This is a genomic window from Mesorhizobium sp. BAC0120 (assembly GCF_033542235.1).
In the GTDB taxonomy this organism is placed as follows: domain Bacteria; phylum Pseudomonadota; class Alphaproteobacteria; order Rhizobiales; family Rhizobiaceae; genus JAWRCU01.
In genome coordinates this window covers 25,515-52,164 of sequence record NZ_JAWRCU010000019.1, presented here as the reverse complement: position 1 = coordinate 52,164, position 26,650 = coordinate 25,515, and the positions used below count along the sequence as shown (strand labels likewise).

Annotated in this window: 24 protein-coding genes; 10 read left to right on the top strand and 14 right to left on the bottom strand. The window is 62.7% G+C overall.

From position 1 onward, the window contains the following. Nucleotides 1–26 precede the first annotated feature (26 nt). Nucleotides 27–3,005, top strand: a complete 2,979-nt coding sequence (polA, locus tag SAZ10_RS28595; RefSeq protein ID WP_318612850.1) for a DNA polymerase I — start codon at nt 27–29, stop codon at nt 3,003–3,005. Nucleotides 3,006–3,276: 271 nt separating this feature from the next. On the opposite strand, the gene SAZ10_RS28590 is transcribed toward polA, so the two are convergent. Then, nucleotides 3,277–3,693, bottom strand: coding sequence for a Fur family transcriptional regulator (locus tag SAZ10_RS28590; protein WP_318612849.1), 417 nt, complete (start codon nt 3,691–3,693; stop codon nt 3,277–3,279). Between the two features lie 562 nt (nt 3,694–4,255). Between SAZ10_RS28590 and SAZ10_RS28585 the strand changes: the two genes are divergently transcribed. Then, nucleotides 4,256–5,377 carry a serine protease gene (locus tag SAZ10_RS28585; RefSeq protein WP_318612848.1) on the top strand — a complete coding sequence of 374 codons (1,122 nt, stop codon included), beginning with the start codon at nt 4,256–4,258 and terminating at the stop codon, nt 5,375–5,377. Nucleotides 5,378–5,471: 94 nt separating this feature from the next. Here the strand turns inward: SAZ10_RS28585 and SAZ10_RS28580 are convergent, their stop codons facing one another. The 6 genes from SAZ10_RS28580 to SAZ10_RS28555 all read right to left on the bottom strand — a co-directional run bounded on the left by SAZ10_RS28580 (nt 5,472) and on the right by SAZ10_RS28555 (nt 12,471). Next, nucleotides 5,472–6,668: a serine hydrolase gene (locus tag SAZ10_RS28580; protein WP_318612919.1), complete on the bottom strand. Its 1,197-nt coding sequence runs from the start codon at nt 6,666–6,668 to the stop codon at nt 5,472–5,474. A gap of 161 nt (nt 6,669–6,829) precedes the next feature. Beyond that, nucleotides 6,830–7,861, bottom strand: coding sequence for an extracellular solute-binding protein (locus SAZ10_RS28575; RefSeq protein WP_318612847.1), 1,032 nt, complete (start codon nt 7,859–7,861; stop codon nt 6,830–6,832). A gap of 20 nt (nt 7,862–7,881) precedes the next feature. After that, nucleotides 7,882–8,682: an ABC transporter permease gene (locus tag SAZ10_RS28570; RefSeq protein ID WP_318612846.1), complete on the bottom strand. Its 801-nt coding sequence runs from the start codon at nt 8,680–8,682 to the stop codon at nt 7,882–7,884. Next, nucleotides 8,675–9,595 carry an ABC transporter permease gene (locus tag SAZ10_RS28565; protein ID WP_318612845.1) on the bottom strand — a complete coding sequence of 307 codons (921 nt, stop codon included), beginning with the start codon at nt 9,593–9,595 and terminating at the stop codon, nt 8,675–8,677. The genes SAZ10_RS28570 and SAZ10_RS28565 overlap by 8 nt, the downstream gene beginning before the upstream one ends. 2 nt (nt 9,596–9,597) lie before the next feature. Further along, entirely contained in the window at nt 9,598–10,692 is a 1,095-nt protein-coding gene (locus SAZ10_RS28560) for an ABC transporter ATP-binding protein (protein ID WP_318612844.1), read from the bottom strand. Nucleotides 10,693–10,803: 111 nt separating this feature from the next. Continuing rightward, nucleotides 10,804–12,471, bottom strand: a complete 1,668-nt coding sequence (locus tag SAZ10_RS28555) for an amidohydrolase (RefSeq protein WP_318612843.1) — start codon at nt 12,469–12,471, stop codon at nt 10,804–10,806. Between the two features lie 240 nt (nt 12,472–12,711). Here SAZ10_RS28555 and SAZ10_RS28550 point away from each other — a divergent pair, with 240 nt between their 5' ends. After that, the gene (locus SAZ10_RS28550; protein ID WP_318612842.1) at nt 12,712–13,743 is read left to right on the top strand and encodes a histone deacetylase family protein; all 1,032 of its coding nucleotides are present in this window, start codon (nt 12,712–12,714) and stop codon (nt 13,741–13,743) included. Between the two features lie 188 nt (nt 13,744–13,931). Then, nucleotides 13,932–15,008, top strand: a complete 1,077-nt coding sequence (locus SAZ10_RS28545; RefSeq protein WP_318612841.1) for a medium chain dehydrogenase/reductase family protein — start codon at nt 13,932–13,934, stop codon at nt 15,006–15,008. Nucleotides 15,009–15,021: 13 nt separating this feature from the next. On the opposite strand, the gene SAZ10_RS28540 is transcribed toward SAZ10_RS28545, so the two are convergent. The 7 genes from SAZ10_RS28540 to SAZ10_RS28510 all read right to left on the bottom strand — a co-directional run bounded on the left by SAZ10_RS28540 (nt 15,022) and on the right by SAZ10_RS28510 (nt 20,781). Next, on the bottom strand, nt 15,022–15,474 hold the full coding sequence (locus tag SAZ10_RS28540) for a pyridoxamine 5'-phosphate oxidase family protein (protein WP_318612840.1): 453 nt from the start codon (nt 15,472–15,474) through the stop codon (nt 15,022–15,024). Nucleotides 15,475–15,560: 86 nt separating this feature from the next. After that, complete coding sequence (locus SAZ10_RS28535; protein ID WP_318612839.1) at nt 15,561–15,833, bottom strand: hypothetical protein; 273 nt, start codon at nt 15,831–15,833, stop codon at nt 15,561–15,563. A gap of 218 nt (nt 15,834–16,051) precedes the next feature. Continuing rightward, nucleotides 16,052–16,492 (bottom strand): plastocyanin/azurin family copper-binding protein, encoded by a 441-nt coding sequence (locus SAZ10_RS28530; RefSeq protein ID WP_318612838.1) that lies wholly within the window; start codon nt 16,490–16,492, stop codon nt 16,052–16,054. Between the two features lie 267 nt (nt 16,493–16,759). Continuing rightward, entirely contained in the window at nt 16,760–17,917 is a 1,158-nt protein-coding gene (locus SAZ10_RS28525) for an ABC transporter ATP-binding protein (RefSeq protein WP_318612837.1), read from the bottom strand. Then, nucleotides 17,910–19,052, bottom strand: a complete 1,143-nt coding sequence (locus SAZ10_RS28520) for an extracellular solute-binding protein (protein WP_318612836.1) — start codon at nt 19,050–19,052, stop codon at nt 17,910–17,912. The genes SAZ10_RS28525 and SAZ10_RS28520 overlap by 8 nt, the downstream gene beginning before the upstream one ends. Then, nucleotides 19,049–19,891, bottom strand: a complete 843-nt coding sequence (locus tag SAZ10_RS28515; RefSeq protein ID WP_318612835.1) for an ABC transporter permease — start codon at nt 19,889–19,891, stop codon at nt 19,049–19,051. The genes SAZ10_RS28520 and SAZ10_RS28515 overlap by 4 nt, the downstream gene beginning before the upstream one ends. An 11-nt stretch (nt 19,892–19,902) precedes the next feature. After that, nucleotides 19,903–20,781, bottom strand: a complete 879-nt coding sequence (locus SAZ10_RS28510) for an ABC transporter permease (protein WP_318612834.1) — start codon at nt 20,779–20,781, stop codon at nt 19,903–19,905. Between the two features lie 205 nt (nt 20,782–20,986). Between SAZ10_RS28510 and SAZ10_RS28505 the strand changes: the two genes are divergently transcribed. The 6 genes from SAZ10_RS28505 to SAZ10_RS28480 all read left to right on the top strand — a co-directional run bounded on the left by SAZ10_RS28505 (nt 20,987) and on the right by SAZ10_RS28480 (nt 26,599). Next, nucleotides 20,987–22,150 (top strand): ROK family transcriptional regulator, encoded by a 1,164-nt coding sequence (locus SAZ10_RS28505; protein ID WP_318612833.1) that lies wholly within the window; start codon nt 20,987–20,989, stop codon nt 22,148–22,150. Next, nucleotides 22,147–22,920, top strand: coding sequence for an ATP-binding cassette domain-containing protein (locus SAZ10_RS28500; RefSeq protein ID WP_318612832.1), 774 nt, complete (start codon nt 22,147–22,149; stop codon nt 22,918–22,920). The genes SAZ10_RS28505 and SAZ10_RS28500 overlap by 4 nt, the downstream gene beginning before the upstream one ends. 33 nt (nt 22,921–22,953) lie before the next feature. Next, entirely contained in the window at nt 22,954–23,994 is a 1,041-nt protein-coding gene (locus SAZ10_RS28495) for a sugar ABC transporter substrate-binding protein (protein ID WP_318612831.1), read from the top strand. Between the two features lie 110 nt (nt 23,995–24,104). Continuing rightward, nucleotides 24,105–25,100: an ABC transporter permease gene (locus SAZ10_RS28490; RefSeq protein ID WP_318612830.1), complete on the top strand. Its 996-nt coding sequence runs from the start codon at nt 24,105–24,107 to the stop codon at nt 25,098–25,100. Continuing rightward, nucleotides 25,097–25,867, top strand: a complete 771-nt coding sequence (locus tag SAZ10_RS28485) for an SDR family oxidoreductase (RefSeq protein WP_318612829.1) — start codon at nt 25,097–25,099, stop codon at nt 25,865–25,867. The genes SAZ10_RS28490 and SAZ10_RS28485 overlap by 4 nt, the downstream gene beginning before the upstream one ends. A gap of 192 nt (nt 25,868–26,059) precedes the next feature. Further along, nucleotides 26,060–26,599, top strand: coding sequence for a DUF2380 domain-containing protein (locus SAZ10_RS28480; RefSeq protein WP_318612828.1), 540 nt, complete (start codon nt 26,060–26,062; stop codon nt 26,597–26,599). Nucleotides 26,600–26,650: the final 51 nt, after the last annotated feature.

Sequence of the window (26,650 nt, the reverse complement as noted above, 5' to 3'; positions counted from 1 at the left end):
GTTTTGCCGCGCTACCCGTTTCCCCCATGAAAAAGGGCGATCATCTCTTCCTCGTCGACGGCTCCGGCTACATTTTCCGCGCTTATCACGCCTTGCCGCCGCTCAACCGAAAATCCGACGGCCTTCCGACAAGCGCGGTGCTCGGCTTCTGCAACATGGTGTGGAAGCTGATGCGGGATGCCCGCAACACCGACGTCGGCATTGCGCCCACGCATTTTGCAGTGATCTTCGACTATTCGGCCAAGACGTTCCGCAGCGAGCTCTATGCCGAATACAAGGCGAACCGCAGCGCGCCGCCCGACGATCTCATCCCGCAATTCGGCCTGATCCGTGAGGCGACGCGCGCCTTCGGCCTGCCATGCATCGAGATGGAGGGCTTCGAGGCTGACGACCTGATCGCGACCTATGCGAGGCTTGCCTGCGAGGCCGGCGCCGACACGACGATCGTTTCGTCCGACAAGGACCTGATGCAGCTCGTCGGTTCGACGGTCCTGATGTACGACCCGATGAAGGACCGCCGCATCGGCATTCCCGAGGTGATAGAGAAGTGGGGCGTCCCGCCGGAGAAGATGATCGACCTCCAGGCGATGACCGGCGATTCGATCGACAATGTGCCGGGTATCCCCGGCATCGGACCGAAGACGGCCGCGCAGCTCCTCGAAATCTACGGCGACCTCGACACGCTGCTTCAGCGCGCTTCCGAGATCAAACAGGAGAAGCGCCGCGAGACGATCATCGCCAATGCGGACAAGGCGCTGATCTCGCGCGACCTGGTGCGGCTCAGGAACGACGTGTCGGTGCCCGACGGGCTGGACGCGCTGGCGCTGGAGCCGCCGAACGGGCCGAAGCTGATCGCCTTCCTGAAGGCGATGGAATTCACGTCGCTGACTCGCCGCGTTGCCGAAGCGACCGGAACCGACGCTGCGGAAATCGAGCCGGCCGCGGTGAAGGTCAGCACCGAGGACATGCATGGGCCGGATGTCGGCTTCCCAGCCGCCGGCGCAGGAAAAGTGCTTGCAGGACAAGCGGGAGGCGATGGCGCGGCTCAGCAAGCCGTTCAGCCCGCGCCGGCGCCCTCGGGTCCGCAGGCGCAGTTTCTCGGCACACCCGGCGAGCTTGCCAGAGAGCGCATACAGAAGGCCGCGTCGGCGAAGATCGACCACAAGGAATATGCCTGCATTCGCGACCTGCCGACGCTCGAAGCCTGGATCGCGGAAGCGCAGGAAAGCGGCCTGATCGCCTTCCGCACCGAGACGACCTCGCTCGATCCGATGCGGGCGGAGCTGGTCGGATTCTCGCTCGCCCTCGGACCCGGTCGCGCGGCATATGTTCCGCTCGGGCACCGTTCGGGTAATGGCGACCTCCTGGGAGAGGGCTTCACGGCGAACCAGATCGCAATCGACATGGCGCTTGCCGTCATGAAGCCGCTGCTTTCCGACCCGTCGGTCATCAAGGTGGGTCACAACGTCAAATATGATTGGCTGATGATGCGCCGCCTTGGCATCGAGCTTCAGCCCTTCGAGGACACGATGCTGATGTCCTATGTGGTCGATGGCGGTACGGCGGGCGGGCACGACCTGCCAAGCCTCGCCGAGAAGTGGCTCGGCCATGCCGTCATTCCCTTCAAGGATCTCGTCGGGTCGGGCAAGAAGCTGGTGACCTTCGATTTCGTCGAGATCGAGCGAGCCACCGTCTACTCGACCGAAGCCGCCGATCTCACGCTCCGCCTCTGGCAGGTGCTGAAGCCGCAGCTTCCCGGCAAGCGCGTGGTGTCGGTCTATGAGCGGCTCGAGCGACCGCTCGTGCCCGTGCTCGCCCGCATGGAAGAGCGCGGCATCACCATCGACCGGCAGATGCTCTCCAGGCTTTCGGGCGAGTTCGCACAGCGTGCGGCCGCGCTCGAGGACGAAATCTACCAGATCGCTGGCGAGCGCTTCACAATCGGTTCGCCCAAGCAGCTCGGCGACATATTGTTCGGGCGCATGGGCCTGCCGGGCGGCACCAAGACCAAGTCCGGCCAGTGGTCCACCACCGCGCAGGTCCTCGAAGAGCTTGCGCTGGAAGGCCACGAACTGCCGCGCAAGATTGTCGACTGGCGACAGCTCACGAAGCTCAAGTCCACCTACACGGACGCCCTCCCGGAATACATCAATCCCGACACGAAGCGGCTCCATACGAACTATGCGCTGGCGGCGACGCCGACCGGCCGCATCTCGTCCTCGGAACCGAACCTGCAGAACATCCCGATCCGCACGGCCGAGGGACGCCGCATCCGCACGGCGTTTGTCGCCGATAAGGGCTATAAGCTCGTGTCGGCCGACTACAGCCAGATCGAGCTGCGTGTGCTCGCCCACATTGCCGATATCCCGCAGCTCAGGCAGGCCTTCGCAGACGGCATCGACATTCATGCGATGACCGCCTCCGAGATGTTCGGCGTGCCGGTTCCGGGCATGCCGCCGGAGGTGCGACGGCGCGCCAAGGCAATCAATTTCGGCATCATCTACGGCATATCGGCCTTCGGCCTCGCCAATCAGCTGGGCATCGAGCGCTCCGAGGCCGGCGAATACATCAAGAAGTATTTCGAGCGCTTCCCCGGCATCCGCGACTATATGGAAAGCCGCAAGCAGATGGCGCGCGACAAGGGCTATGTGGAAACCATCTTCGGCCGGCGCATCCACTATCCGGAGATCCGCTCCTCCAATCCCTCGATCCGATCGTTCAACGAACGCGCCTCCATCAACGCTCCGATCCAGGGCTCGGCGGCCGACATCATCCGCCGCGCCATGGTCCGCATGGAGGATGCGCTGAAGAAGGAGAATCTCTCGGCACGCATGCTGCTCCAGGTCCATGACGAGCTGATCTTCGAAGTGTCGGACGAGGAGGTCGAGCCGACGCTGCCGGTCATCAAGAAGGTCATGGAGCATGCCGCCATGCCCGCCGTGGACATGGCCGTACCTCTGCATGTCGACGCGCGGGCTGCGCACAACTGGGACGAGGCGCACTGAGGCGACGGCGGCGTCAAGCTGGAGGACCCCTCATCCGACCGCTTCGCGGCCACCTTCTCCCACAAGGGGAGAAGGGGAGCCTTGGCATTTAGCTCGCCGCAAATCGCGGACGTCAGAGACTAGCAGAGACGACGTTAGAGATTAGCGGAGACATAGAAGTAGCGCTTTTCCTTCTCCCCTTGTGGGAGAAGGTGGCTCGGCGCGTAGCGCCGAGACGGATGAGGGGTAATCCAGCTTGGCGAGACCGCCGGCGGCAAACGGTGCCGCGTCCTCACGCCGCCAGCAAAGCGCACTTGGCACAAGTGCCGCGGAACTCGATGACGGCGCGGTTGGGCACGAAGCCGGTCGAGCCGACCCATTGGTCGAGCCGGTTGCTCATCGCCTCGTCGCTCAGCTCGGTGACCTGGCCGCATTTGTCGCAGATCGCAAAGGCGGTTACGCCATGGCTCTGGTGGCCGTGGTGGTCGTGAGGCTCCGCGCAGGCGACGAAGGCGTTGAGGCTCTCCAGCCGATGCACGAAGCCTGCCTTCATCAGCGTATCGAGCGCGCGATAGACCTGCAGCGGCGCGCGGAAGCCCTGGTCGCGCAGCTGGTCGAGCAGCGTGTAGGCGGAGAGCGGCCCACTCGCGCGCTCCAGCTTTTCCAGCACGTTGAGCTGGTTTTTGGTCAGCATCTCCCGCCCGGCCATTTCGAATCCCGAATCCTTCCGCCTGTCCTTGCCAGCATCTATGCATGGCCGCAGGCGATTTGTCAGTCCGCCAAGATATAGGGCATCGCGCAGCAAGGTGCTATCGGCCGGTATACACGGGGTGCAACGGGGCCGAGCGCTCCGCTCTAACCCGTAGTCGGCTTCGGGAAGTGTTCGACAGCTGCGGCGAGCGAACGCGGCCGCCGGGTCTTGCCGAGCGCGTCGATGACGAGCTAACCAGATGGCAGGCAAGAGTGCCATCACACCAGCCGCAGGAGAACACCCATGCCAGACCGTGATCCCGCCCCACGCACAGGAGTTGCGACCCGTATCGTGCTTGCCGTCCTCGCACTCGGGCTGCTTCTGTCTTTCTGTGCCGAAAGTTTTGCCGCGTAGGTTCGATGCCCCACAATGGGATATGCCTCATGGCATTGTTTCGGCAGACGCCCAAATTAGTCCAATATTGGCAACGACAAATCGCTTCCGCCCGGGTGATGCCGTAAACAAGCGAAGCCTGACTCGGGCCGAATATTCGAATAGCTCATTGTCTCGGGAGGTCAATTTGACGACAGCAAGCGGGCTGAAACCAATCGCGGCCGCATTGCTTTTGTCGATGGCGGCAGCCCTTTCCGTCGGACGGCCCGCCTTTGCCCAGGACGGCCAGGCAGACGCCGTCAAGCCGGAAGCGTCACCGAGGACGCGCGTCCCCGATATGCGCGCCAACCAGGAGGAAGACGCGGGCGAACGCGTCTTCGGCGGCCATGAGGCTGCCAAGGGCGACTGGCCGTTCCATGTGGCTCTGCTCAGTTCGGAAATGCTGGACGAAAGTCCCGCCTCGCAGGCCGACGCGCAATTCTGCGGCGGCACGCTTGTCGCGCCTCAATGGGTACTGACATCAGCACATTGCCTGTTCGAAGACGACAGCAGCGGCGGCGCGCAGGCTACGTCCCCCGCCGCGATCGCCGTGCTCGTCGGTGCAACACATCTGGCTGAAGGCAACCGCTTCAAGGTGGCGCAGATCGTCGTCAATCCCAACTACAATCCGGCAACCTTCGACAACGACATCGGTCTGGTGAAGCTCGCCGGAGGCGCCAGCGAGCAGACCGTCAAGATCGCTCAGGAAAGCAAGCCCGACGATGGCGAGGCAACCGTGGTCGGGTGGGGCATGTTGGAGGACGGCACCTTCCCTAACGACATGATGGAAACCTCCATCAAGCTGCTTCCGACCGCCAGCTGCAATTCCGGCATCAAGAACATCTACGCAAGCGATCTCGGCAACACGCTAAAAAGCCTCGCGCCCCGCATGCGCTACCCCGAGAGCGTTATCGACACGGCCACAAAGACCATCTCCGCGGCGATGAGCGATCCGTTGACGCAGAACATGATCTGCGCCGACGAGACCAGCGGCGGGCGCGACGCCTGCAATGGCGACAGCGGCAGCCCCCTCTTCGTCAAGCAAGGTGAAGAACTGATCCAGGTCGGCATTGCTAGCTGGGGCGAAGGCCCCGTGGACGAAAGCGCGGCATGCGGCCATGCCAACGCCTACGGCGTCTACACGCGTCTCAGCAACTACAAGGACTGGATCGCATCGACGATCGCGGCCAATGGCGGACCGGGCGAGCCCGGCTCCGGCGATCCGGCCGGCGGCTCACATGCCGGCGTCGCGCCGAAGCCGAAGGGGTAAGTGCTGGGAACAGTTTACTTTTTTCCGCCAGCGTCCACCTCGGAGCGGCCTCGGCCTTTGTGCGGAAAAAAGTAAACTGTCCCCTGCGCCCCCCTTAAGCCAGCGCGGCTTCGATCGCGTGGATCGCCTTCAATGTGGCGACGGTGTAGGGCACGTTCGTGAAATCCGGCCAGCTCGACAGCTTGACGACAACCACGTTCGTCTCCCAGCCCATATAGATCAGCTGGCCGAACACGCCGCGGCAGAGCAGGTTGCACGAGCGCGGGTCCTCGATCCAGAACTGGTTGCGGTAAGCGCCCTCCGGAAGCGACGGGCTGTAGCCGGGTCCATGTGTGCCATTGCGGGTCGCTGCGATCCAGTCCTGCGGCACGATGCCCCCGCCATCGCCGAGGATGGCGAGACCGAAGCGGGCATAGTCGCGCAATGTCGCGTTGAAGCCGCCGTCGGCGATCGCATAGCCGGCGCTGTCCACCGTGAAGCAGGCACTCTCGTCGGCGCCGATCTTCTGCCATAGCTCTTCCGAGACGAGCTCGGCGAGCCGCTTGCCGGTCGCGCGCTCCATGACGAAGGCGAGGACGTCGGTCTCGATCGAGCGATATTCGAACTGGGCCCCGTGCGGCCTCACCGTTTCGGTCAGGCCCAAAATCAGCTCCCACATGTGCGATGGCCAACGGTGGTTGGGGTCGGAGCCTGGCGGAAAAGCCTTCCAGCCGCCGGCGACATCGAGCTTGCCGATATCGGAATAGGGGTCGGTGTATTCCTCGGAGAACCGCACGCCGGTCGTCATGTCGAGCACCTGCTGCAGGCTGGCGCCCGCCCAGCCGGTGGCGGCAAGCTCGGGCAAATAGTCGGTGACCTGACGGGCCGGATCGACCTCGCCGCGCCCGGCGAGGATGCCGAATACGACGCCAGTGACGGACTTCGCCACCGATTGCGAGAGGTGCAGTGTCCGCTCGGTCATGCCGTTGAAATATCGCTCATACGCGATGGAGCCGCCTTTGATGACGAGGAAGCCATCGGTGTAGGTCTCGTCAAGCAGGCCGGCGAGCGTGGTCGGACGCCCTTCGGTATCCGCTACGGGTAGATCGTCGAGATCGCGTTCATCGTGATCGAACCGCCGCCGGTGGCCGTGGCCGCGCCATACCTCGACAGTGGGCAGGATCTCGCGGACGTGCTGGAAGGACCAGCGGTTCCAGGGCGGCCGGTCCCATTCCATGCGCGGCAGGATCATGACAGGCGGCGAGCCTGCCATGATCGGCGGCCGGGGGTCGGAATTGCGATAGGAGCTCATGAGTTTGCGGGCAAGCATGTGCCCCCCTTCACTGCCCCCGGGGAGTAGAGGAATAAGGGAGTAGGGGAATAAGGGAGTATGGGAGTAGGGGGATCACTCTCTACTGCCCTACTGCCCTACTCCCCTACTCCCTTGGAGCGTGGTCGACGGGGCAACCTCTTCTACTTCTGCAGCTCGGTCCAGATCTTGCTGTAGATCTCCTGGACTTCCGGCGAGCAGAGCTTCTGCAGCTCGCCGTGAGCCTTGACGTCTTCGGGGATGATGACCTCCGGCGCATCCTTCATGTCGGCAGGCATGTATTTATCCGAGCCGGAAATGCCGTTGGCATAGCGGTGGAACGCCGATAAGCCGGCGGCGATCTCCGGGTCCATGATGAAGTTCTGGAAGAGCTTGGCGTTCTCGACGTTCTTCGCCTCCTTGAGGACGACTACGTTGTCGCTCCAGAGACCGTAGCCTTCCTTGGGATAGAAGTAGTGGATTTGCGGATGTGCCAGCCGCTGCCGCAATGCGGAGCCGTTCCAGTCGCTGGTCGCCTTGAAATCGCCAGCGCCCATCTTCTCGATCGTGTTGTACTCCATGGCGATCCAGTTGGGCTTGGCCGCAACAAGGGTATCGCGCACCTTTTTCAAGATCGCCTTATCATCGGTGCATTGCTCGCCACCGACATATTTGGTGGCCGCGAACATGACGTCGTTCATTTCCGGCACGACATTGACTTTGCCCTTCAACTCGTCTGGCGTGTTGAAGATGATGCCCCAGCTATCTGAGGGGCCTTTGTAGACGTCGGTATTCACCACGATTCCGACCGTGCCCCAGGCCCATGGCACCGTATATTTGCGTCCGGGATCGAAATCGGGATTGGCCCATTCCGGCGCCACATTCTTGAAGTTCTCCATCTGGCCGGGGTCGGTTTCGAGCACAAGGCCTTCCTTGATCCAGATCGGCACGAAGGTCTGCGAAGGCACCGCTATATCGAAGCCGGTACCGCCCTGGCGCACCTTGGCGAGCGCGGTATCGTTCGAGTCGTAATCGGTGATGGTGACCTTGACGTTATATTTCTCCTCGAACTTCTTGATCACGTCCGGGCTGGTGTAGTTGCCCCAGTTATAGATGTTGAGCTCACCGTCCGCGCGGGCGAGCGCGGTCGAGGCAAGCAGGACGGCGCCCGCCGCAGTGGTCCATTTCCAGTTCATCTCGATGCTCCCATTTGTTGTCAGTCCCGTTTCCTGCTGATGAAGAAAAACAGCGTCACGATGCCTACCGACAGCAGCAGGAAGGCGGTCGAGATCGCATTGATTTCCGGCGTGACGCCGCGCCTGATCTGGCCGAGCATGTAGGTCGGCAGCGTGTCCTGCCCGCCCGATTTCACGAACTCCGTGATGACGACATCGTCCAACGAGATCACGAAGGCGAGCATCAGCCCGGCCAGGATGCCGGGCCAGAGCAGCGGCAGCGTGATGCGCCTGAACACGTGCCATGGGGTCGCATACAGATCGGCTGCGGCCCGCTCCAGCGTGAGGTCCATGCTCTCCAGCCGGGCGCGGATCGGCAGATAGGCAAAGGGGATGCAGAAGGCCGTGTGCGCGGCAATCAGGTAACCCAGCCCGGTGTAACCGGACCAGATCTTGATGCGCGAGAAGAAGATGAGCAGCGCCACACCCGTGACGATCTCGGGCACCATCAGCGGCTGGTTGATGAAGGCGTATTTGAAGGTGAGTCCCGGATAGGGCGGCGTCCGAGTGGTGGCGAGCGCCGCCATGGTCGCAACGCTGGTTGCCAGCACCGCGGCCGTCGCTCCGATCTTCAGCGATCTGATCGAGGCGTCGATCACCTGGGCGTTGTTCCAGCCGGTCTCGAACCAGTGCAGCGAGAAGCCACCCCAGGCGGAAGTGGAGTCGGTCGCGTTGAACGCATAAACCACCAGCACGGCAATCGGCATGTAGAGCATGACGAAGCAGATGGCTGCGATCGTGGTGAAGCCGGGTTGGTAACGGATCGAAAAGCGTTCAGCCATTGCGGGTGTCCGGGCCCGTTGCATTGCGGACATAGAGCAGCAACGCGATCATCACGATCACCATCACAGAAATCGAAAGCGAGGCTCCGAGCGGCCAGTTGCGACCCTGGCCGAACTGCAGCTCGATCAGATTGGCGATCATCATGTTCTTGCCGCCGCCGAGCACGCTCGGCGTCACATAGGAACCGATCGCCGGTATGAAGACGAGGATCGAACCTGCAATGATACCCGGCCTGACAAGCGGAATTATGATCCGGCGCAAGACCTGAAAGCGGGACGCATAGAGATCGTATCCCGCCTCGACCAGCCTGAAGTCGAGCTTCTCCAGGCTGGCATAGATCGGCAGCACCATCAGCGGCAGGTAGACATAGACCATGCCGAGCATGATCGCGGTGTCCGTGAAGAGAATCTGTATCGGCCGGTCGATGATGCCGAGCTTCATCAGAGCCGTATTGATGATGCCTTCGTTCCTGATGATCTGGAGCACCGCAAAGGTGCGGATCAGAAGGTTCGTCCAAAACGGAATGGTGATCAGGAAAAGCCAGATGTCGCGCGTGCGTTCGCTTCGCGTGGCAATGAAATAGGCCGTCGGAAAGCCGACGACCATGGTGGCTATGGTGGTCAACAATGCGAGCTTCGCGGAGCGCCAGAAGATGGCGAGATTGGCATCGGCAAGCGAAAGCGTTTCGTCGAAAATGTCGCGCTCGAGGAACACGGAGATCCAGGCTTCGGGCGAGAATTTCCAGACCACGTCGCCATATGGCCCTGGCGACAGGAAGGAATAGACCAGCACAATGGCGAGCGGCCCGATCGCAGCAAGGAAGATGATGATGAGCGCCGGCGCAGACAGCAGCCAGCGCGACCTGACGTCCTCGCGCTCGGCCTTTCTGGCGATCTCTGCAGCGTTCGCCACGATCAGTCCTTCAGAACCTGCGCGGCATTGTCGCCGATCTGGATGCCGACTTTTTCGCCGGTCTCGAAACCGCAGCTGGCGTTGCGCGTATTCTGCTGGCGCACGATGAAGGGCTCACCGCCGTCGAGCCGGACGTGGATATGCGTGTCGGTGCCGAAATAGACGATGTTCTCGACGATGCCGGAAAGATCGGCGGGGGATTTCATCAGTCTGGCGTGCTCGGGACGTACGACTAGGGTCGCCCTGCCGTTCGGCCGGAAGCCTTCGGCAAAAGTCGCCGAAAGCTTAGCGCCTGAACCGAGCGTCACCTGAGCCTTGCCGCCTGCGATGGCGTCGATGGTCGCCGCCAGGAAATTGGTCTCGCCGATGAAGTCCGCCACGAAACGTTCCGCCGGCTTGTCGTAGATGTCCCAAGGCGTGCCGACCTGGAGGATCCTGCCTGCCGACATCACGGCGATCCGGTCCGACATCGTCAACGCCTCCTCCTGGTCGTGCGTGACGAAGATGAAGGTGATGCCGGTCTCGTGCTGGAGCCGCTTCAGCTCGATCTGCATCTCCTTGCGGAGCTTGTAGTCCAGCGCCGAAAGCGGCTCGTCGAGCAGCAGCACCTTGGGTTGCGGGGCAAGCGCCCGCGCGAGCGCGACGCGCTGCTGCTGACCGCCGGAGATCTGGCTGGTGCGACGGTTCCTCAGCGCCTCCATCTTCACCAGCTTCAGCATCTCAGCGACGCGGGCTTCGATCTCAGCCCGGGGCTTGCCGAGCATCTCAAGGCCGAAGCCTATATTCTCGCCGACGGTCATGTGCGGGAACAGAGCGTAGCTCTGGAAGACGGTATTGACCGGCCGCTTGAAAGGCGGCAGCGGCGCAATGTCCTCGCCATAGAGCAGGATCTCGCCCTCCGTCGGGTAATCGAACCCGGCGATCAATCTCAAGAGCGTGGTCTTGCCGCAGCCCGAAGGACCGAGCAGCGTGAAGAACTCGTTCTCGCGGATCGAGACGGAAACGCTGTCGAGAGCCGCGACCCGCTGTTCGCCCGCTCCGAAAATCTTGCTGACGCCACGGACGTCGATTGCATTCCTGACCGGTTTATCCGGCACGCGCAGGCCCCACTCTCTCCGACCGCTCTGCCGGCGGCCTCGTGTTCCCGATCAGGATGTGACCATATGGCAGTAGGCTTGGCAACTGGCCAACTTTGGCTGAACCGACATTTACGCCTGATAAGTGACCCGGCCGCCGCAGATCGTCGTGACCGGCCTGATCTCGCCGATGCGATGCGGGTCGGCCGCTTCCAGATCGCTGGAAAGCACGACGAGATCGGCGAAGTAACCGGGCTTAAGCCGGCCCTTGCGGTCTTCCGCAAACTCGGCATAGGCGCCCTCGACCGTATAGCCCGCGATCGCCTCCTTGAGCGAAAAACTCTGGTCGGGATTGTCTTCTGCCCAGGGCTTGCGGAGCACCGCCGCCTGGATGCCCAGCAAAGGATCGATCGGCGCGACAGGCCAGTCGGAGGCGAAGACGACATGCGCGCCGGCATCCTTCAGCATGCGCCACGCATAGGCGAGCGGCCAACGCTTGCGGCCGATGCGCGAGACGGTCGGCTCCAGAGGGAATCCCATGGCGCCGGGCGGATGCGGCGGTTGCATGGAGGCGATCACGCCGAGCTCCGCGAAACGTGCTACGTCCGCCTCGGTCGTCACCTCGATATGTTCTATGCGGTGGCGGCTGTCGCGCCTGCCATTCGCCTTTTTGGCGGCCTCATAGCCGTCGAGCACGGAACGCACCGCCCCGTCGCCGATGGCATGGACGGCGACCTGCAGACCGCGGCGGTCGGCTTCGATCACGGCAGCGTTGAACTGATCCTGCGTGAACAGCGGCTCGCCACACCAGCCCGGCCGGTCGGCATAATCCTCCAGCATGACGGCCGTCCAGGAATCGAGCACGCCGTCCATGAAGAACTTGACCATGCCGGAGGACAGCCAGTCGGAATTGTAGCGCTCGGACATCAATGATGCCTTGGCGAGCATGTCCGGCGTCATGAAGTTCTTGTAGTGGAAGGGGATCTGCGCCCGGCAGATCAGCTCGCCCTCCGTCTCGATCTCGGACAGCAGCTCGAGCTGGTAGAGATTGCCGTCCATGTTCTGGAGCGAAGTGATGCCGTGCCTGGCGCACCATTCAAGTCCGCGCTTCATGATCGCGCGGTCGCTCGCCAGTTCCTCGGCATTCGGATAGGGATCCGGCTCGCCGCCGGTCGCAAGGCCAAGCCTGGCGCGGCCTATGCCGGCGATGGCCTGCAGCGGCGCGAAGGCTTCGCCCTCACGCAGCTCTCCTTCGGCGAGCCCGTCGACACCCATGACGATTTCGTTGCCGGGACCGAGCTCGAGTCCATGGAGCAGGCCGGCGAGCTCCAGCGCCTTGGTGTTCGCCCACACCGTGTGGTGGTCCGGCGCCGTCATGGCGAAGGGACGGTCAGGGATGATGCGGTCGAGATGGTGGCGCGTGACCCGCTCTTCCTTCGACAGGATCGTGTAATCGGCGCCCTGTGCCATCAGCACTTTCGCGTTTGGCCGCCGCGAGGCGTAGTCGCGGACCGCGCCCGCCAGCGCATCGAAACCATGCACGCCGAAGAGCTGCAGATGATCGATCTCGGCAGCTCCCGAGAAGAGGTGCATATGCGCCTCGATGAAGCCGGGCGCGACCGTGCCGTCGCCGGCATCGATCAGCTTCGTTCCGGGTCCTTTGAGGTCGGCAACCGACTGTCTGTCGCCGATTGCCGCGATCCGGCCGTCCTTGACGGCAACAGCCTCGGCGCGGGGCCTCTCGTCATCCATGGTGAGGATCTGCGCATTGGTGACGATCAGGTCGGCGTGAGGCGGCATGGTTGGCTCCGTTCAAGCAACGGTAGCACTGCCGAACTTCCCCACATCAGACCAGCATTGCGACAAGAGTTGGCGCAGCCTGCTTGCCGGGGAAGTGCGGCTATGGCTAGGTTCGGCGCGCCAGGCAGGTATTCGTGGCACCCCCACGAATGCCTGCCTGGATTTGTCGGTTTGGCGCAGGTCCTGTCGCAAAACCGTGGAACACGTTTGCGGAACCTGCTTGGGCGGAGAAGCCATTTCATGAAAACCGTGTACTCACCGTTGCATGCGGGCCATTCGGGGCAGATGGAGCTCGTCGCAGGCGCCATCGTGCCCGGCTTCGAAAAGTCGTCGCGCGCCGAGATCATCAGAGCACGGATCGAATCGGAGAAACTCGGCGAGGTCCTTCCGCCGAGGGAATTCGACCTTTCGGCAGCGAAGCGGGTGCATCGCGCCGATTACGTCGACTTTCTGCCGACGGTCTGGCCGATGTGGGTCGCATCCGGCCGGTCCGGGACGGCGATGCCCTTTACCTGGCCGACGCGCGGTCTGCGCGGTGACGTCCGACCCAGGACGATCGATGCTCTGCTCGGCTTCTATTCCTTCGACGCCGGCGCGAACTTCGTCGAGGGCACCTGGGCTGCGGTGAAATCGTCCCATGACGTGGCGCTGACGGCCGCGGCTCTCGTCGGGAATGGCGAGCGCGCCGCCTTTGCGCTCTGCCGGCCGCCGGGCCACCACGCAGGGTCGGGCTTCATGGGCGGCTATTGCTACATCAACAACGCCGCGGTCGCGGCGCAGTGGTTCCGCGATCAGGGCGCATCGAAGGTGGCGATCCTCGATATCGACTATCATCACGGCAACGGCACGCAGGAAATCTTCTACGAGCGCTCCGACGTGCTTGTCGCCAACCTGCACGGCGATCCGATGGGCGAATATCCCTTCTTCCTCGGCCATGCCGACGAGACAGGGGCGGGAGAAGGCGAAGGCTTCAACCACAATTATCCGATGCCGCCCGGCACTGCCTGGGACGGCTGGAGCGCAGCCCTCGACGATGCCTATGCGAAGGTCGCGGCCTACGCGCCCGACATCCTCGTCGTCTCGCTCGGAGTGGACACTTTCGAGAAAGACCCGATCAGCCAGTTCAAGCTGAGGAGCGAGGACTATCCCAAGATCGGCCGCCGCATTGCCAAGCTCGGCATGCCCACGCTGTTCGTCATGGAGGGCGGCTATGCCGTGGAAGAGATCGGCATCAACGCGGTCGGCGTGCTGAGCGGCTTCGAAGACGGTTAGCTGAAGGGCCGACGGCAGGACCCGAGTTGGACAACCGGAGGTCGGCATACAGCTCATGAGCAGTCGTTCGTGGGTAGCGACAGATTTCTGACGGGCTTGATCTGGAACAACCCGCTCCCTCCCCGCCTGCGCTAGCTTTGCATTTGAATTCGCTTCTGCGGGAGGGGTCCAATCGGGCCGAACCTGCCATGAAGTCGCTCCGCGTCGTGGTTCGCCATCTTGGCGGACCTGAAGTTCTGGAGATCGTGCAGGAAGAAGCGCCCCAGCCGGCGCCGGGTGAACTGCGGGTCCGAACAATCGCCGCCGGCGTCTCCTTCGCCGAGTTGTTGATGCGAGAGGGAATTCATCCGGAAAAGACGACCGTGCCATTCACGCCGGGATGGGACATTGTGGGCATCGTGGATGAGGCCGGAGAGGGAGCATCCCATACCATGGTCGGTCAGATGGTTGCGGCGCTGCCCATTCATGGTGGCTACGCTCAGTTCATCTGCCTGCCGGAAGGTGAATTCATTCCAGTTCCAGCTGGTGTCGATCCCGTCGAGGCCGTCAGCATCGTGCTCAACTATGTTACGGCCTATCAGATGATGCATCGCCTTGGGCATGCGTCATCGGGTCAACGGATCCTCGTTCATGGCGCCGCCGGCGGAGTGGGCACCGCTCTGCTCCAACTTGGCCGCCTGGCAGGGCTGGAGATGTATGGGACCGTGTCCCTTGCGGCTCATCAGATCGTATCCGATCTCGGCGCCACGCCGATAGATTACGAGCGGGTCGACTTCGTGGACGAGATTCACCGCCTGACTGGCAATGGTGTGGATGTCGTCTTCGACGGGGTCGGCGAAGCCAATGTCTGGCGTTCGTTTCAAGCCCTGAGGCCCGCCGGCCGCGTGATAGCCTATGGCTTCACCTCATTTCTCAAGAAGGGCCAACTGGCAGGAGGCTTGCGTTATCGCCTTCGCGGCATATTGCGACCTGCGTGGTATGCGGTCCGCGCCTTCGTTTCGCCGGGCCGGCGACGAATCCTCCCCTACAGCATACAATATTTGAAACGGTGGAAGCCCGCCTGGTTCCGCGAAGACCTCGGCGCCTTGCTCGAGCTGCTTCGTGACGGGAAGATCAAACCGATCGTGGCCGATCGGATACCATTGACCGAAGCCCGCCGGGCGCAAGAGCTGCTCGGCCAGGGAGGCGTCAGGGGCAAGCTCGTGCTGATCTGCAATTCGCTTGCCGGCGAAGAAGCAATTGCCGAGCGCGAGCAGAGCCTTTGATGGCGAATGCCGTTCAGCAATTGACGAGATCTGTGTGGCCGAACCCCTTGGAGTAGTCGAGGAGGGAGATGACCGTCGGCTGAACGCGGAATATGCGGACATCTTTCGCGGTCGGCATGGGCATAGGCAGGGGGACCTGCTCGGGATACTTTAGCGAAAGCATGCGCAGCACTTTCTCAGCTTCAGCCGTGTCGGTCACCGGTTGAGCGTGCGCGGCCATGGATAGACCGGTGATCGCCGTGATGTCGGGGGTGTCGTGGTCGATTGTCAGCGATACCCGATCATCGCGCGCCAGGTTCGCCGCCTTTTGACTGTCCAGTCCGCAAAGGAAGTAGAGAATAAAGCCTTCGTTCGCGTAGCCGACCGTTGTCGCCTGCGGCCAGCCATCCGGCCTCAACGTGGCGATCGTCATGATCCGATGTTGATCCAGCAGCGTCTGGATCTTCCTTCCGATTTCTTCGTCCATTTCTCGCCTCCTTGATCGCTACCATCCTGATGCCATCGCACGGCCGCAGCATCCTTGGCGGTGAAGCATGATCCGAGAGCGCCGATTCACAGGCCCGCAGTGCCGGGCGGACTGACCCCTGCCGATTTCTCCAGCCGGCGCAGACGAGAACGCTCGTAATCCGTGCCGGTTTCGTCGATGAGGACATCGAAATCCAGACCGAGATCGGCAGCCAGCAGCCGCGCGTCTTCGAAATACTTCGCGATCAACTCCTCAGGCATTGCCGTCAGCCATGAGGGATCATCGAGAAGATCCGTGACCTCGTGCCTCAATCGCTCGCGCGCGTACTCGATCACACGTTCGGTCGTGTCTATCGTCATTTCTTCTCCTCCACCCCACGAGGATCGGGCGGCGAACCGGATGTCACGAGAGATCGGAGTCCTCGCCGAGGGGGCCGAGATATTGATCCCGCTGTCCTCGAACTCGCCGCCAATGCGCTCGATATCGGGTGACCGCGCAAGCCGTCGAGCACTGCGGCTGCTGCATGCGGGCGGGACACCGCCTGGCGGTGGCCGACTGCACTCGGTATCGCGTTGGTCTACGGCGCCACCGTGAATGTGGCGTACATGCCTGCCTTGAAGTGCCCGGCCTCGTTGCAGAACAGCATGTACTTGCCCGGCTTGAGCCTGAGCGTGGTGCTGCGCGACTTGCCCGGGTGCACGTCGCCCAGCTCCTTCAGGCCCTTGAGCTTGTCCTCGTCGACCCGCGCACCGGACTCGTCCATCGGCAGGGCATCGGGTGATGCGACATTGGCGAGCAGCAGTTCGTGATCCTCGTTGTCGGAGATGTTCTTCACGTTAAACACGACCTTGCCAGGCTTCACGTGATCGGTGCTCAGAGTGACACCCTGGGAGCCGTCGCTTTTGTTCCACAGCTCGGCGTTCACCTGCTGTGTCCCGGCAGCCCAGGTCGCAACTGCAAGACTGAGCCAGATCGTGCCCGTGAGGGGCACCAGAAAATACGAGGGTTTCGCTTTCATGGCAGCATCCTTCCGAAATATTCCGGCGTCTCCGGGCACGGCGGGATCCGCAAGCGGCTTCGCGGGTCATGGCAAGTCTAGGCCAACCGGCGTTCGTCACGTTGATCTGGCTCAATTGATCGAACGGCTTTGCTGCAGCTACGCGAGCAAAGTAGAGCGGCGTGCCTTCAAATTGAATCGCCACACCGCTTTATCTCTGTTTCGCATCGGATTTGGTCCGAAAGCCCTGCGCAGCATTCGGTCTGCTCGTGAGACTGACTTTCGCCTTTACGAGATTCGGATGCCCTTCTCGTCAAGCAGAACACAGCCGGCAGGGTCGAAGCCGATATCGATCGGCTCGCCTTCGCGCACGACCCGGCCGTTGATCTGTGTGTTCGCGCGCACCGTCCTCTTGCCGCCGATGTCGATCTCGTAGATTGCGCTGCCGCCCAAATACGATGTCGAGACGACGCGACCCGACAGCCGGTTGGCAGTATCGGTCGACCCCAAGGACAGTTTCTGCGGCCGAACCACGACCGTCACGGCCGCGCCTGGACTTAGCGGCTTCGGCGAAACGACGCTGACTGTCTGTCCCGTCGCGAGGGTGAGCGTAGCGGTAAGCCCATCGGCAGCAGCGACGGTGCCGGCAAGCATGTTGGCCTTGCCCAGGAAATCCGCCACGAAGGCGGTGGCCGGCGTCTCGTACACCTGCTCCGGCGTACCAATCTGCTCCATGGATCCGGCGTTCATGACGACAATGCGATCGGACATGGAAAGCGCTTCTTCCTGATCGTGCGTCACGAAGATGGCGGTGATGCCGGTCTCCTTCTGAATCTTCTTGATCTCGACGCGCATTTCCTCGCGCATGTTTGCGTCGAGTGCCGAAAGGGGCTCGTCGAGAAGCAACACCTCCGGCTCGAAGACGATGGCGCGCGCCAGCGCAATGCGCTGCTGCTGCCCGCCCGACAGTTGCGACGGGAGCTTCCTTTCGCTGCCGGGAAGCCTGACCATCTCCAGCGCCTTGCCGACCTTGCGCGCGATATCGGCCTTGGGCACGTTGTGATATTTCAGGCCGAAGGCGACGTTGTCGAAGACGTTCTTGTGCGGGAACAACGCATAGCTCTGGAATACCAGCCCGATATTGCGCTTGTAGATTGCAATATCGTCGACCCGCCGCCCGCCGATCGAAATCTGGCCGCGCGAAATGTCGACCAGCCCGGCTATGGAGCGTAGGATCGTTGTCTTGCCGCAGCCCGACGGCCCCAGAAGCGTGACGAAACTTCCTTTGTCGATCGCCAGCGAGAAGTCGCGCACCGCGACGAAGTTGCCGTAGGCGATGTGGACGTCGCGGAACTCTACCGCCGGGCGTTCCGTACCGGCGTTCGGAAGACCCGTCCCGGCCGATCTCGGCCGGGACGCCTCTCTGGTTTCGACGCTCTCACGCACCCTTCGAGATCCTGTCCCACTGCTTGTTCCAGGCGTCCTCGTTGTCAGCCCAATAGACCGGGTCGGCGAAGGTCAGCGCCTTCATCGTGCCCGTCGGATCGTAAGCCGGAAGCTTCTCGATTTTCTCGGTGAGCTTAACCTTGTTCGGATCGAGCGACGGCGGATAGCTCTGCCCCTCGGCGACAGCGATGGAGGTCGCAGGATCGAGCATGAAGTTGACCAGTTCCTCGCATTCCGGCATGGGCGAACCCTTGAGGATCAGCATGTCCTCCATCCAGGCATAAGATCCATTCGGATCGAGATAGCCGATTGGGTGGCCCTGCTCCTGCAGCGACGCGACACGGCCGGACCAAGCGTCGGTAACGACGATCTCGCCCTTCGAAAGCAGATCCATCAGCTCGGCGCCCGAGCCCCAGAATTTCTTGGCGAGGTCGCGCGTCTCGCGCACCTTCGCCCAGATCGCGTCCATGTCCTCGAGCTTGTTGGGATCCTGGCCGGTGGCGAGCGCGGCGTACCAGACACGCGTCGTCATGTCGGCATAACCGCCGATCTTGCCGGCATATTTCTTGTCGGCCAGCAGCGCCGCGCCCTTCTCTTTCGCCTCCTCCGGCGAGATGACAGTCGTGTTGTAGGCGATGCCGGTGGTGCCGTAGTCGTAAGGCACCGCCGAGAGCTTCGGCGTGAGCTTGCGGAAGGGCTCGATCATCGGCTGCAGGACATTCGCCATATTGGGAATGTTGGCCTCGTTGATCTCCGAAGTCATGCCGGCGTTGACGTATTTGATATAGTAGTTGACGCCCGACGAATGGACGACCTGGAAGTCGCCGGGGTTCGACGTCTTCACCTTGGTGATGATCTCGTTCTCGTCGCCGAAGGTACCCTGCACGACCTTGATGCCGGTCTTCTTCGTGTATGGCTGGAAGGCATATTTGTCGATCGCATCCTGTACCGTGCCGCCCCAGCCATCGAAGCGGACTTCCGCGACCGCGGCGAGCGCCCGTCCCATCCACGGCATCGACAGGCCCGCCGATGCTGCCGCCGCGGCTGTCAATCCGAGGAAAGTCCGGCGGCTGAGATCGCCGTTCATGTAGCGCTCGTGCAGCCTTTCGAGCCGCTTCGTACTAGACAGTTTCATTGTGCTTCCTCCACTGGTTTCCTGCGTGTTCCCAATCTCGTCAGCCTTTGCAGGATCAATCCGCCTATGAGCGGAATGCCGACGGTCATAACGATCATGACCGTGCCGAGCGCGTTGATCTCGGGGCTGATCGATATCTTGAGCATGGAAAGGATCTGCGTCGGCATCGTCTCGACGCCGGCGGGCCGCCAGAACAGGCTGGCCGAAGTGTTGTCGAAGGAGATGGTGAAGGCGAGCAGCGCACCGGCCGTCACCGCCGGGATCAGTAGAGGCAGGGTGATCTCGCGGAAGGTGGAAAACCGCGAGGCGCCGAGCGAAAGCGCCGCCTCCTCATAGGCTCGCCGGATACCAACCATGCGCGCCTGAGCGATCAGCACGACGTAGGGTACGGCAAGCAGTATATGGCCGAGCACCAGCAGGAGCAGCGAGCGAGGCTGGTTGACCGCCTTGATCAGCACGAGAAGGCCGACGCCGAGGATCGTTTCAGGCACCAGCGCCGGCAGGATGACCAGCGTGCTCAGCGTCTGCTTTCCTGGGAATTCGAAGCGTATCAAAGCGAAGGCGGCTGCCACGCCGACAGCGGTGGTGACCACCGCGGTGACGAGCGCGATCCACAGCGAGGTCCGGAACGCGGCGAGCACCTGCGTGTTCTGGAGCAGCTTGCCATACCATTGCAGGCTGAAGCCGGTCATCGGAAAGCCGCCGAACATCGAGGAGTTGAACGACAGTACCACCGTGGCGACGATTGGTGCGAACATGAAGATATAGACGCACAACGTCATGAAGCCGGTCAGCCGCCAGGCCCATCTGCCCTCCGCGTCACGCTTGCGTTCACTCATCCGCCCAGACCTCACCCACCAAGCCCTTTGACGATCTGGGACATGCCCATGAAGCGGGTATAGACGGCCGCGAAGCAGCCGAGCACCAGAAAGAGAACGATGGAAAGCGTTGCGCCCATCGGCCAGTTCAACTCTCCCATGATCGTGTCGAAGATGAGATTGCCGAACAGCGCATCACGGCCCGAGCCCAGCAGCTGCGGCGTCACATAGCTGCCCGCCGCCAGGACGAAGCAGAGCAGCAGGCCGGCCGCAAGGCCGGGCAGCGAAAGCGGCAGCGTGACTTCGCGAAATGCCTGTGCGCTCGTGCAGCCCATTGAGCGCGCGGCGGCGATCAACGTGCGGTCGATGCCCTCGAGGCTGACATAGATGTTGAGGATCATGTAGGGCAGCAGGAAGTGCAGCAGCCCCATGACGACCGCACCTTCGGTGTAGAGCATCTGCAACGGCTCGTGGATGATGCCGACCTTGATCAGCGTGACGTTGATCACGCCCTGCTCGCCCAGAATGTTGATCCAGGAGAACGTGCGGATCGTGAAGCTGATCCAGAACGGCACGATGAGCAGAAGCAGCAGCAGCCACTTGTGCCTGAAGGTCGTGGCCCAGATGAAATAGGCAGGGAAATAACCGAGGATGCCGCAGATCAAGGCGGTCATTGCTCCCACGCGGAGCGTCTTCAACAGAAAGCCGTGATAATAGCTGTCGGTGAGGAACTCGTGCCAGTTCGCCAGCGTCAGCGTGCTTTTCTCGACACCGGCAGTGACGAAGGTAAAGAAGGTGTAGACCGCCATCACGGCGATCGGCAGCACCAGGAAAAAGATCAACAGCAGCAGCACCGGCGCGACCAGCATCCACGCCAGACGTGGATCGTACAATGTCCATCCCTTGGTCATGCGCACCCCGGAGGTTTCGCCGTCTTCGCGACGCTTGCAGTTCCCGTAAGCAAGATTGAGGGATCACAACATCGATGTCCACAGGCGACGGAGGAATTCTATTCTGCCAGGATCGGTCCTCGCAGCGACAAGCGCGGAAGATTTTTGAAATCCATTTGACTAAATAGCGGCCCCGTGTAACGTCTAGTTCTCGGGAGGAGGAGCGGTGACACTCAAAGGCACCAATCAGGGTTTCGGCCGCCCGTACAATCGCCGGATCGTGCTCGAGGCCGTGCGCCTGCACGGGCCGACGACACGTGGCGAAATAGCCGAACGGGTGGGACTGACGGTGCAAACCGTCTCCACAATCGTGCGCGAATTGGAGGAGCAGCGCTACCTGGTGTCGCTTCGCGAGGAGCCGAAGGGCCGCGGCTTGCCGCCCTCCCTGCTCAGGATCAATCCGGAAGGCGGGTTTGCGATCGGCGTCCACATCACGCCCCTCGGCGTCAACGCGGCTCTCATCGATCTGAGCGGAAAGGTTATCGCCAGCGACGGCCAGGCGGTCGACAACGCCTCACCCGCGGCTGCCTTCGAGATCATCGGAACCATGCTCCCGAAGCTCGCCGGCCACAGGCCGGATGGCCGCATGCTCGGCATCGGCATGGCATTGCCGGGACCGTTCGGCGTGGACTCCATGAGCTTCGTCGGCCCGACCACTATGGCCGGCTGGGAAAACGTCGCAATAAGGGAACGCCTCGCCAAGATCACCGGCCTTCCGGCATTCCTGGAAACGGATATGGCCGCGGCCGCCCTCGGCGAGCATCTCTACGGCCTCGGCAAGCGCTTTTCGGAATATTACTACCTGTATTTCGGGGTCGGCCTCGGCGGCGCACTCGTGCATGAAGGCAGGGTGATGCGTGGCGCCTGGGGCAATGCGGGCGAAATTGGCCATATCCCCGTCGTTCCCGACGGCGAGCCATGCCCGTGCGGCAATCGCGGTTGCCTGGAACGTTACCTGTCGCTCGACGCCTTGCGCCGCGCCGGCTCGGGCGAGGCGGCCTGGCTCAAGGCGGTCACGCCAATCTTCCGCAATGCCATCGCAACGATCGAAAACCTGTTCGATCCCGAGACCGTCGTGCTCGGCGGCCTTGCTTCAACTCATTTGCTCGAGCGGCTGGCGGCGCTGTCGGCCGAGCTGCCGAACTCGATTGCCGCCCGGCGCGATCGCCAGGCACCGCGCGTGGTCGTCGCGCAGGGCGGCGAGCACTCGGTTCTGCGGGGGGCGGCGGCCCTTGCCGTGTCGGGCGTGCTGTCGCCGCGGTTCGGCCACATGTTCGTCGGCGAACGCGAGCGCGACGTCCTCGGCTCCGGCAGGGAGATGGCTGCATGACAACGCCACTGCTCGTTTTGGAAGACATCCGCAAGAATTACGGCGCGATCGAAGCGCTCAAGGGCATCTCCTTCTCCATCGCCAAGGGCGAGGTCGTCGCCTTGCTCGGCGACAACGGCGCGGGCAAATCGACGCTGGTGAAGATCATCTCCGGCGGACTCGATCCGACATCGGGACGCATGCTCTTCGAGGGCAAGGAGTTCCTGGCCAAGACCCCCGCCGAAGCCAAGGCCGCCGGCATCGAGACCGTCTACCAGGACCTGTCGCTCTGCACCAATGTCGACGTGGTCGCAAACTTCTTCATGGGGCGCGAGATCACGCGCCGCGTGCTCGGGGTCCCGGTCCTGGACGAAGGCGCCATGGAGCGCGAGGTGGCGAAGGCGCTGGCCAATGCCGGCACGCGCATCCCGTCGCTGCGCACCAATGTCGAGCATCTCTCGGGCGGCCAGAGGCAGGCGATCGAGCTCAACCGCTTCGTCCACTGGGGCGGCAAGCTGGTGCTGCTCGACGAACCGTTCGCCGCGCTTGGCGTCGAGCAGACTCGGCGTGGGCTCGACATGATCCGCCAGGTCGCCGCACAAGGGATCGGCGTCATCATCATCACGCATATCATGCAGCAGGCCTTCCAGGTCGCCGACCGGATCGTGGTGATCCGCCAGGGCGTCGTCGCAGGCGACGTGCCGCGATCAAAAACAAGTCCCGACGCGGTGATCGGCATGATCACCGGGGAAACCCTTGCCGGCGCCGGACCGGCAGGCGAGCGGGCATAACAAGGGGTTCCGGTTTATAAGAGGAGCGAGAACATGAAGCGTATGGTACTATCCGCCTTCGGCGTTCTGGCATTGGTAGTTGCAATGCTGACGCCGGCCTTCGCACAGTCGAAGGGTACGGTCTATTATCTTGTCCCCACCCTGCTCGACGAGTTCCAGACCGGCTCGGTGAGCGCGCTGGAGATGTTCCTGAAGCAGGTCGGCTACGAGATGAAGACGCTCAATGCCGACAACAAGACCGACGCCCAGCAGTCGCAGATGAACGACGTGATCGCGCTGAAGCCGGCCGCCGTCATCCTTGCCGCCGTCGACTTCAACGCACTGAAGCCTTCGGTGGAGGCAGCGCGCGCCGCCGGCATTCCGGTCGTGATATTCGACCGGCAGATCACCGAGACCCAGATGGACTTCACCTCGGTTGCCGGCACTGTCGAGATCGGTCATGTCGCGGCCGAGCAGGCTGAGAAGCTGTTGAAGGCGAAGTATGGTTCGGTGAAGGGCAAGATCCTGCAAGTGCTCGGCGATCCGGGCGATCCCTACACCCTCGACATCCAGAAGGGCTTCGAGGAGAAGATGAAGGCCTTCCCGGAAGTCACCATCATCTCGCACCCCGCCGCGCAATGGGAGGCGAGCAACGCCGGCACGATCGTCGCCGACAATATCGTCTCCAATCCTGACATCGACCTGATCTTCAGCCACGCCGCACACCTTTCCGTCGCCGCCGTCGCGTCGCTCGAGGCGGCCGGCAAGAAGCCGGGAGACGTCATGATGATGAGCTCCAACGGCGCGCCGGTCGGCCTCGACCTCATTCGCAAGGGTTGGCTCAACGTCGAGGTGGAGCAGCCGCTCTACGCGCAGGCCGCGGCCGTCGCCATGTTCATGGACAAGGTCGTCAACAAGCAGGAGATCAAGGCCGGCAATTATGACGTGCTGGGCTTGCCTTCGGTGCTGACAATCGAATCCTGGGGACCCAACATCAAGATCCCCGGCGCCGCGATCACCAAGGAGAATGTCGACAATCCGGCCTTCTGGGGCAACCAGAAGCCGCCGACCGAAACGGTGCAGTCGGTCCAGTAAGGCCTCTTTGACAGCGTCGCGGCGCCAGCCAGGCGCCGCGGCATCCTCCGCTCTCGCTCCGGACAGTGAACGCCGGACGTCAACGGTCCACACCCAATCCGGAACGGTCGATGAAACCACGCACACGCCGCATCCTTGAGCTTGTCCTGGACAACCTCGTCTGGTTCATGCTGCTTTTCGTGCTGGCGATCTTTTCGATCTTCGTGCCGAACTATTTCCAGCTCGGCATCTTCGCCAACATCATCGAAGCCTCCAGCGTGCTCGGCGTGATGTCGATCGGCCTGGCGCTGGTCATCATCGCCGGCCACATGGATCTCTCGGTCGAATCCGTCGCCGCGCTCGCGGCGATGGCGGTCGGAATCCTGTTCTGCTCGGCCGGCATCGGCCTCGGCATCAAGCTGAGCCCGGAGTGGCTGATGGTGCCCGTCTCGCTGCTGATCGCCATCGCCGTTGGGGGCTTGATCGGCGCGCTCAACGGTGTGTTCGTTGTCAAGCTCAACATGAGCGCCTTCATCATCACCCTGGCATCCTACATCTGGGTGCGCGGGCTGGTGCTTGCCGTCTCCGGCGGCCGCTCCGCACAAGATCTCGCACCGGCCATCCGCTGGTTCGGCATCCAGAGGGTGCTGGGCCTACCGCTGACCGCCTGGATCGCGATTGCCTGCTTCGTCGTCTTCTCCTTCATCCTTTCCAAGACGCCGTTCGGCCGGCATCTGGTGATGATCGGCGGCAACCAGACGGCGACATTCCGCGCCGGCATCCGCGTCAATCGCAACCTGATCATCGCCTTCATCCTTGCCGGGGCCATCGCCGGGCTGGCCGGCTGGCTGCTCGCCATCCGCACCTCCGGCGCGACCGCCAATCTCGGCGTCGGCCTACTCTTCAACGCCTTCGCGGCGGTCGTGATCGGAGGGGTGAGCCTCAAGGGCGGCGTCGGCTCGCTGCCGGGCGTCTATGCAGGCGTGCTGCTGCTCTCCTCGATCAACACCGCCATAAACCTTATGGGCCTGCCTCCCACCACCACCCAGGTCATCCATGGGCTCCTGGTGCTGGCGGCAGTGCTCCTCGACACATTCAAGCAGACGCTGAGGCAGAGGCTCGCATGACAGCACGGCTCGAAGGCAAGGTCGCCCTGATCATTGGCACGGCGCGCGGGATCGGCAAGGGAATTGCGCAGCGTTTCGCCGAAGAAGGCGCGCGGCTCGCCCTGGCCGACAGCGAGGACGAAGCCGGGCAGGCGACGGCGAGCGAACTCGGCGCCGCTTTCATACGCACAGACATATCAGTAATGGCCAGCGCCGAAGCCGCTGTCCGGCTGGCCATCGAGCGCCATGGCCGGCTGGATATCATCGTCCAGAATGCCGGCATCTATCCCTGGCAGCTCATCGAGAACACCAGCCCCGAGGATTGGGACCGCGTCATGGGCGTCAATCTCCGCGGCTGCTTCAACGCCGCACGCGCCGCTCTCGCGCCGATGAAGGCGCAGCGTTCGGGACGAATGCTCTTCACCTCCTCCATCACCGGCCCGCACGTCACGAGCCCCGGCCACGGTCACTATGCCGCGAGCAAGGCCGGCATCAACGGCTTCATCCGCTCGGCCGCTCTGGAATTCGCCGGCTACGGCATCACCGTAAACGGCGTCGAACCCGGAAACATCCTGACCGAGGGGATCCAGGCGCATCGCGGCCCGGCTTTCATCAAGACCATGGAGGATGCGATCCCGCTCGGGCGGCTTGGCAGTCCCCGTGACGTCGCCAATGCCTTCCTGTTCCTCGCCTCGGACGACGCGAGCTATGTCACCGGCACGACGATCGTGGTGGACGGTGGACAACTTCTGCCGGAAGGGGCCGACTTCCGTATCCTGCCGCCGTAATCCCCGATTTCGGTTGAGCGTTCTTCCTGCGGCCGCCGGGCCCGACGAGCTTCGTGCCAGCGGCTCATTGGCGCTGATCGAGAGCAGTGCTAGGTTGCGTCAGATGCAACTGGGCCGCTTGGCCTGCATCTGAACAAATCTCAGTTTGGGTTTCGCTTCTTCTCAGGCACAGGCGAAGAGAAGGACAAGATCATGACCCAAAGAACTCCCCTCCCCTTCCTGACAGGGTCACTCCTTGTCGGCGTTCTATTGATGGCGGGCCTTTCCGCCGCGGTCGCGGCGGAATCGACCAGGAACATCGTCGTCTTCAACTTCGAGATGATGGATTCGAGCGCCGGCGCAGGAATCATTCCCCGCGACGACCGGGATAAACAGTACCTGGCGGAGTCCACCCAGGTGGCCAAGGATTACCTGGCAAAGGCGGGAAGCTACAGGATTGTGGACGCAGCGGCGGCCGCCGCGGAAATCGCCAAGGCGGGCGAATTGCGGAGTTGCTACGGCTGCGAGGCCGGCATCGCCTCGAAACTCGGCGGCCAGCTCGCCATGACCGGTGTGGTGAACAGGATCAGCCGGACAGAATACGAGATGCTCATCAAGGTCGTTGACGCGAACACGGGCGCCCCTGTAGCCGTCGGCTACACAGGTTTGCGCATGGGAGCGAACTACTCCTGGCCTCGCGGCACGAAGTGGCTGATGGAGAGAGGTGTTCTGGCGAACCTGTCCGGCAAATGACGACACGCGGAACGTTGTCGGTTCTGTTTGGCTGAAGCTTGGGGGTTGCTG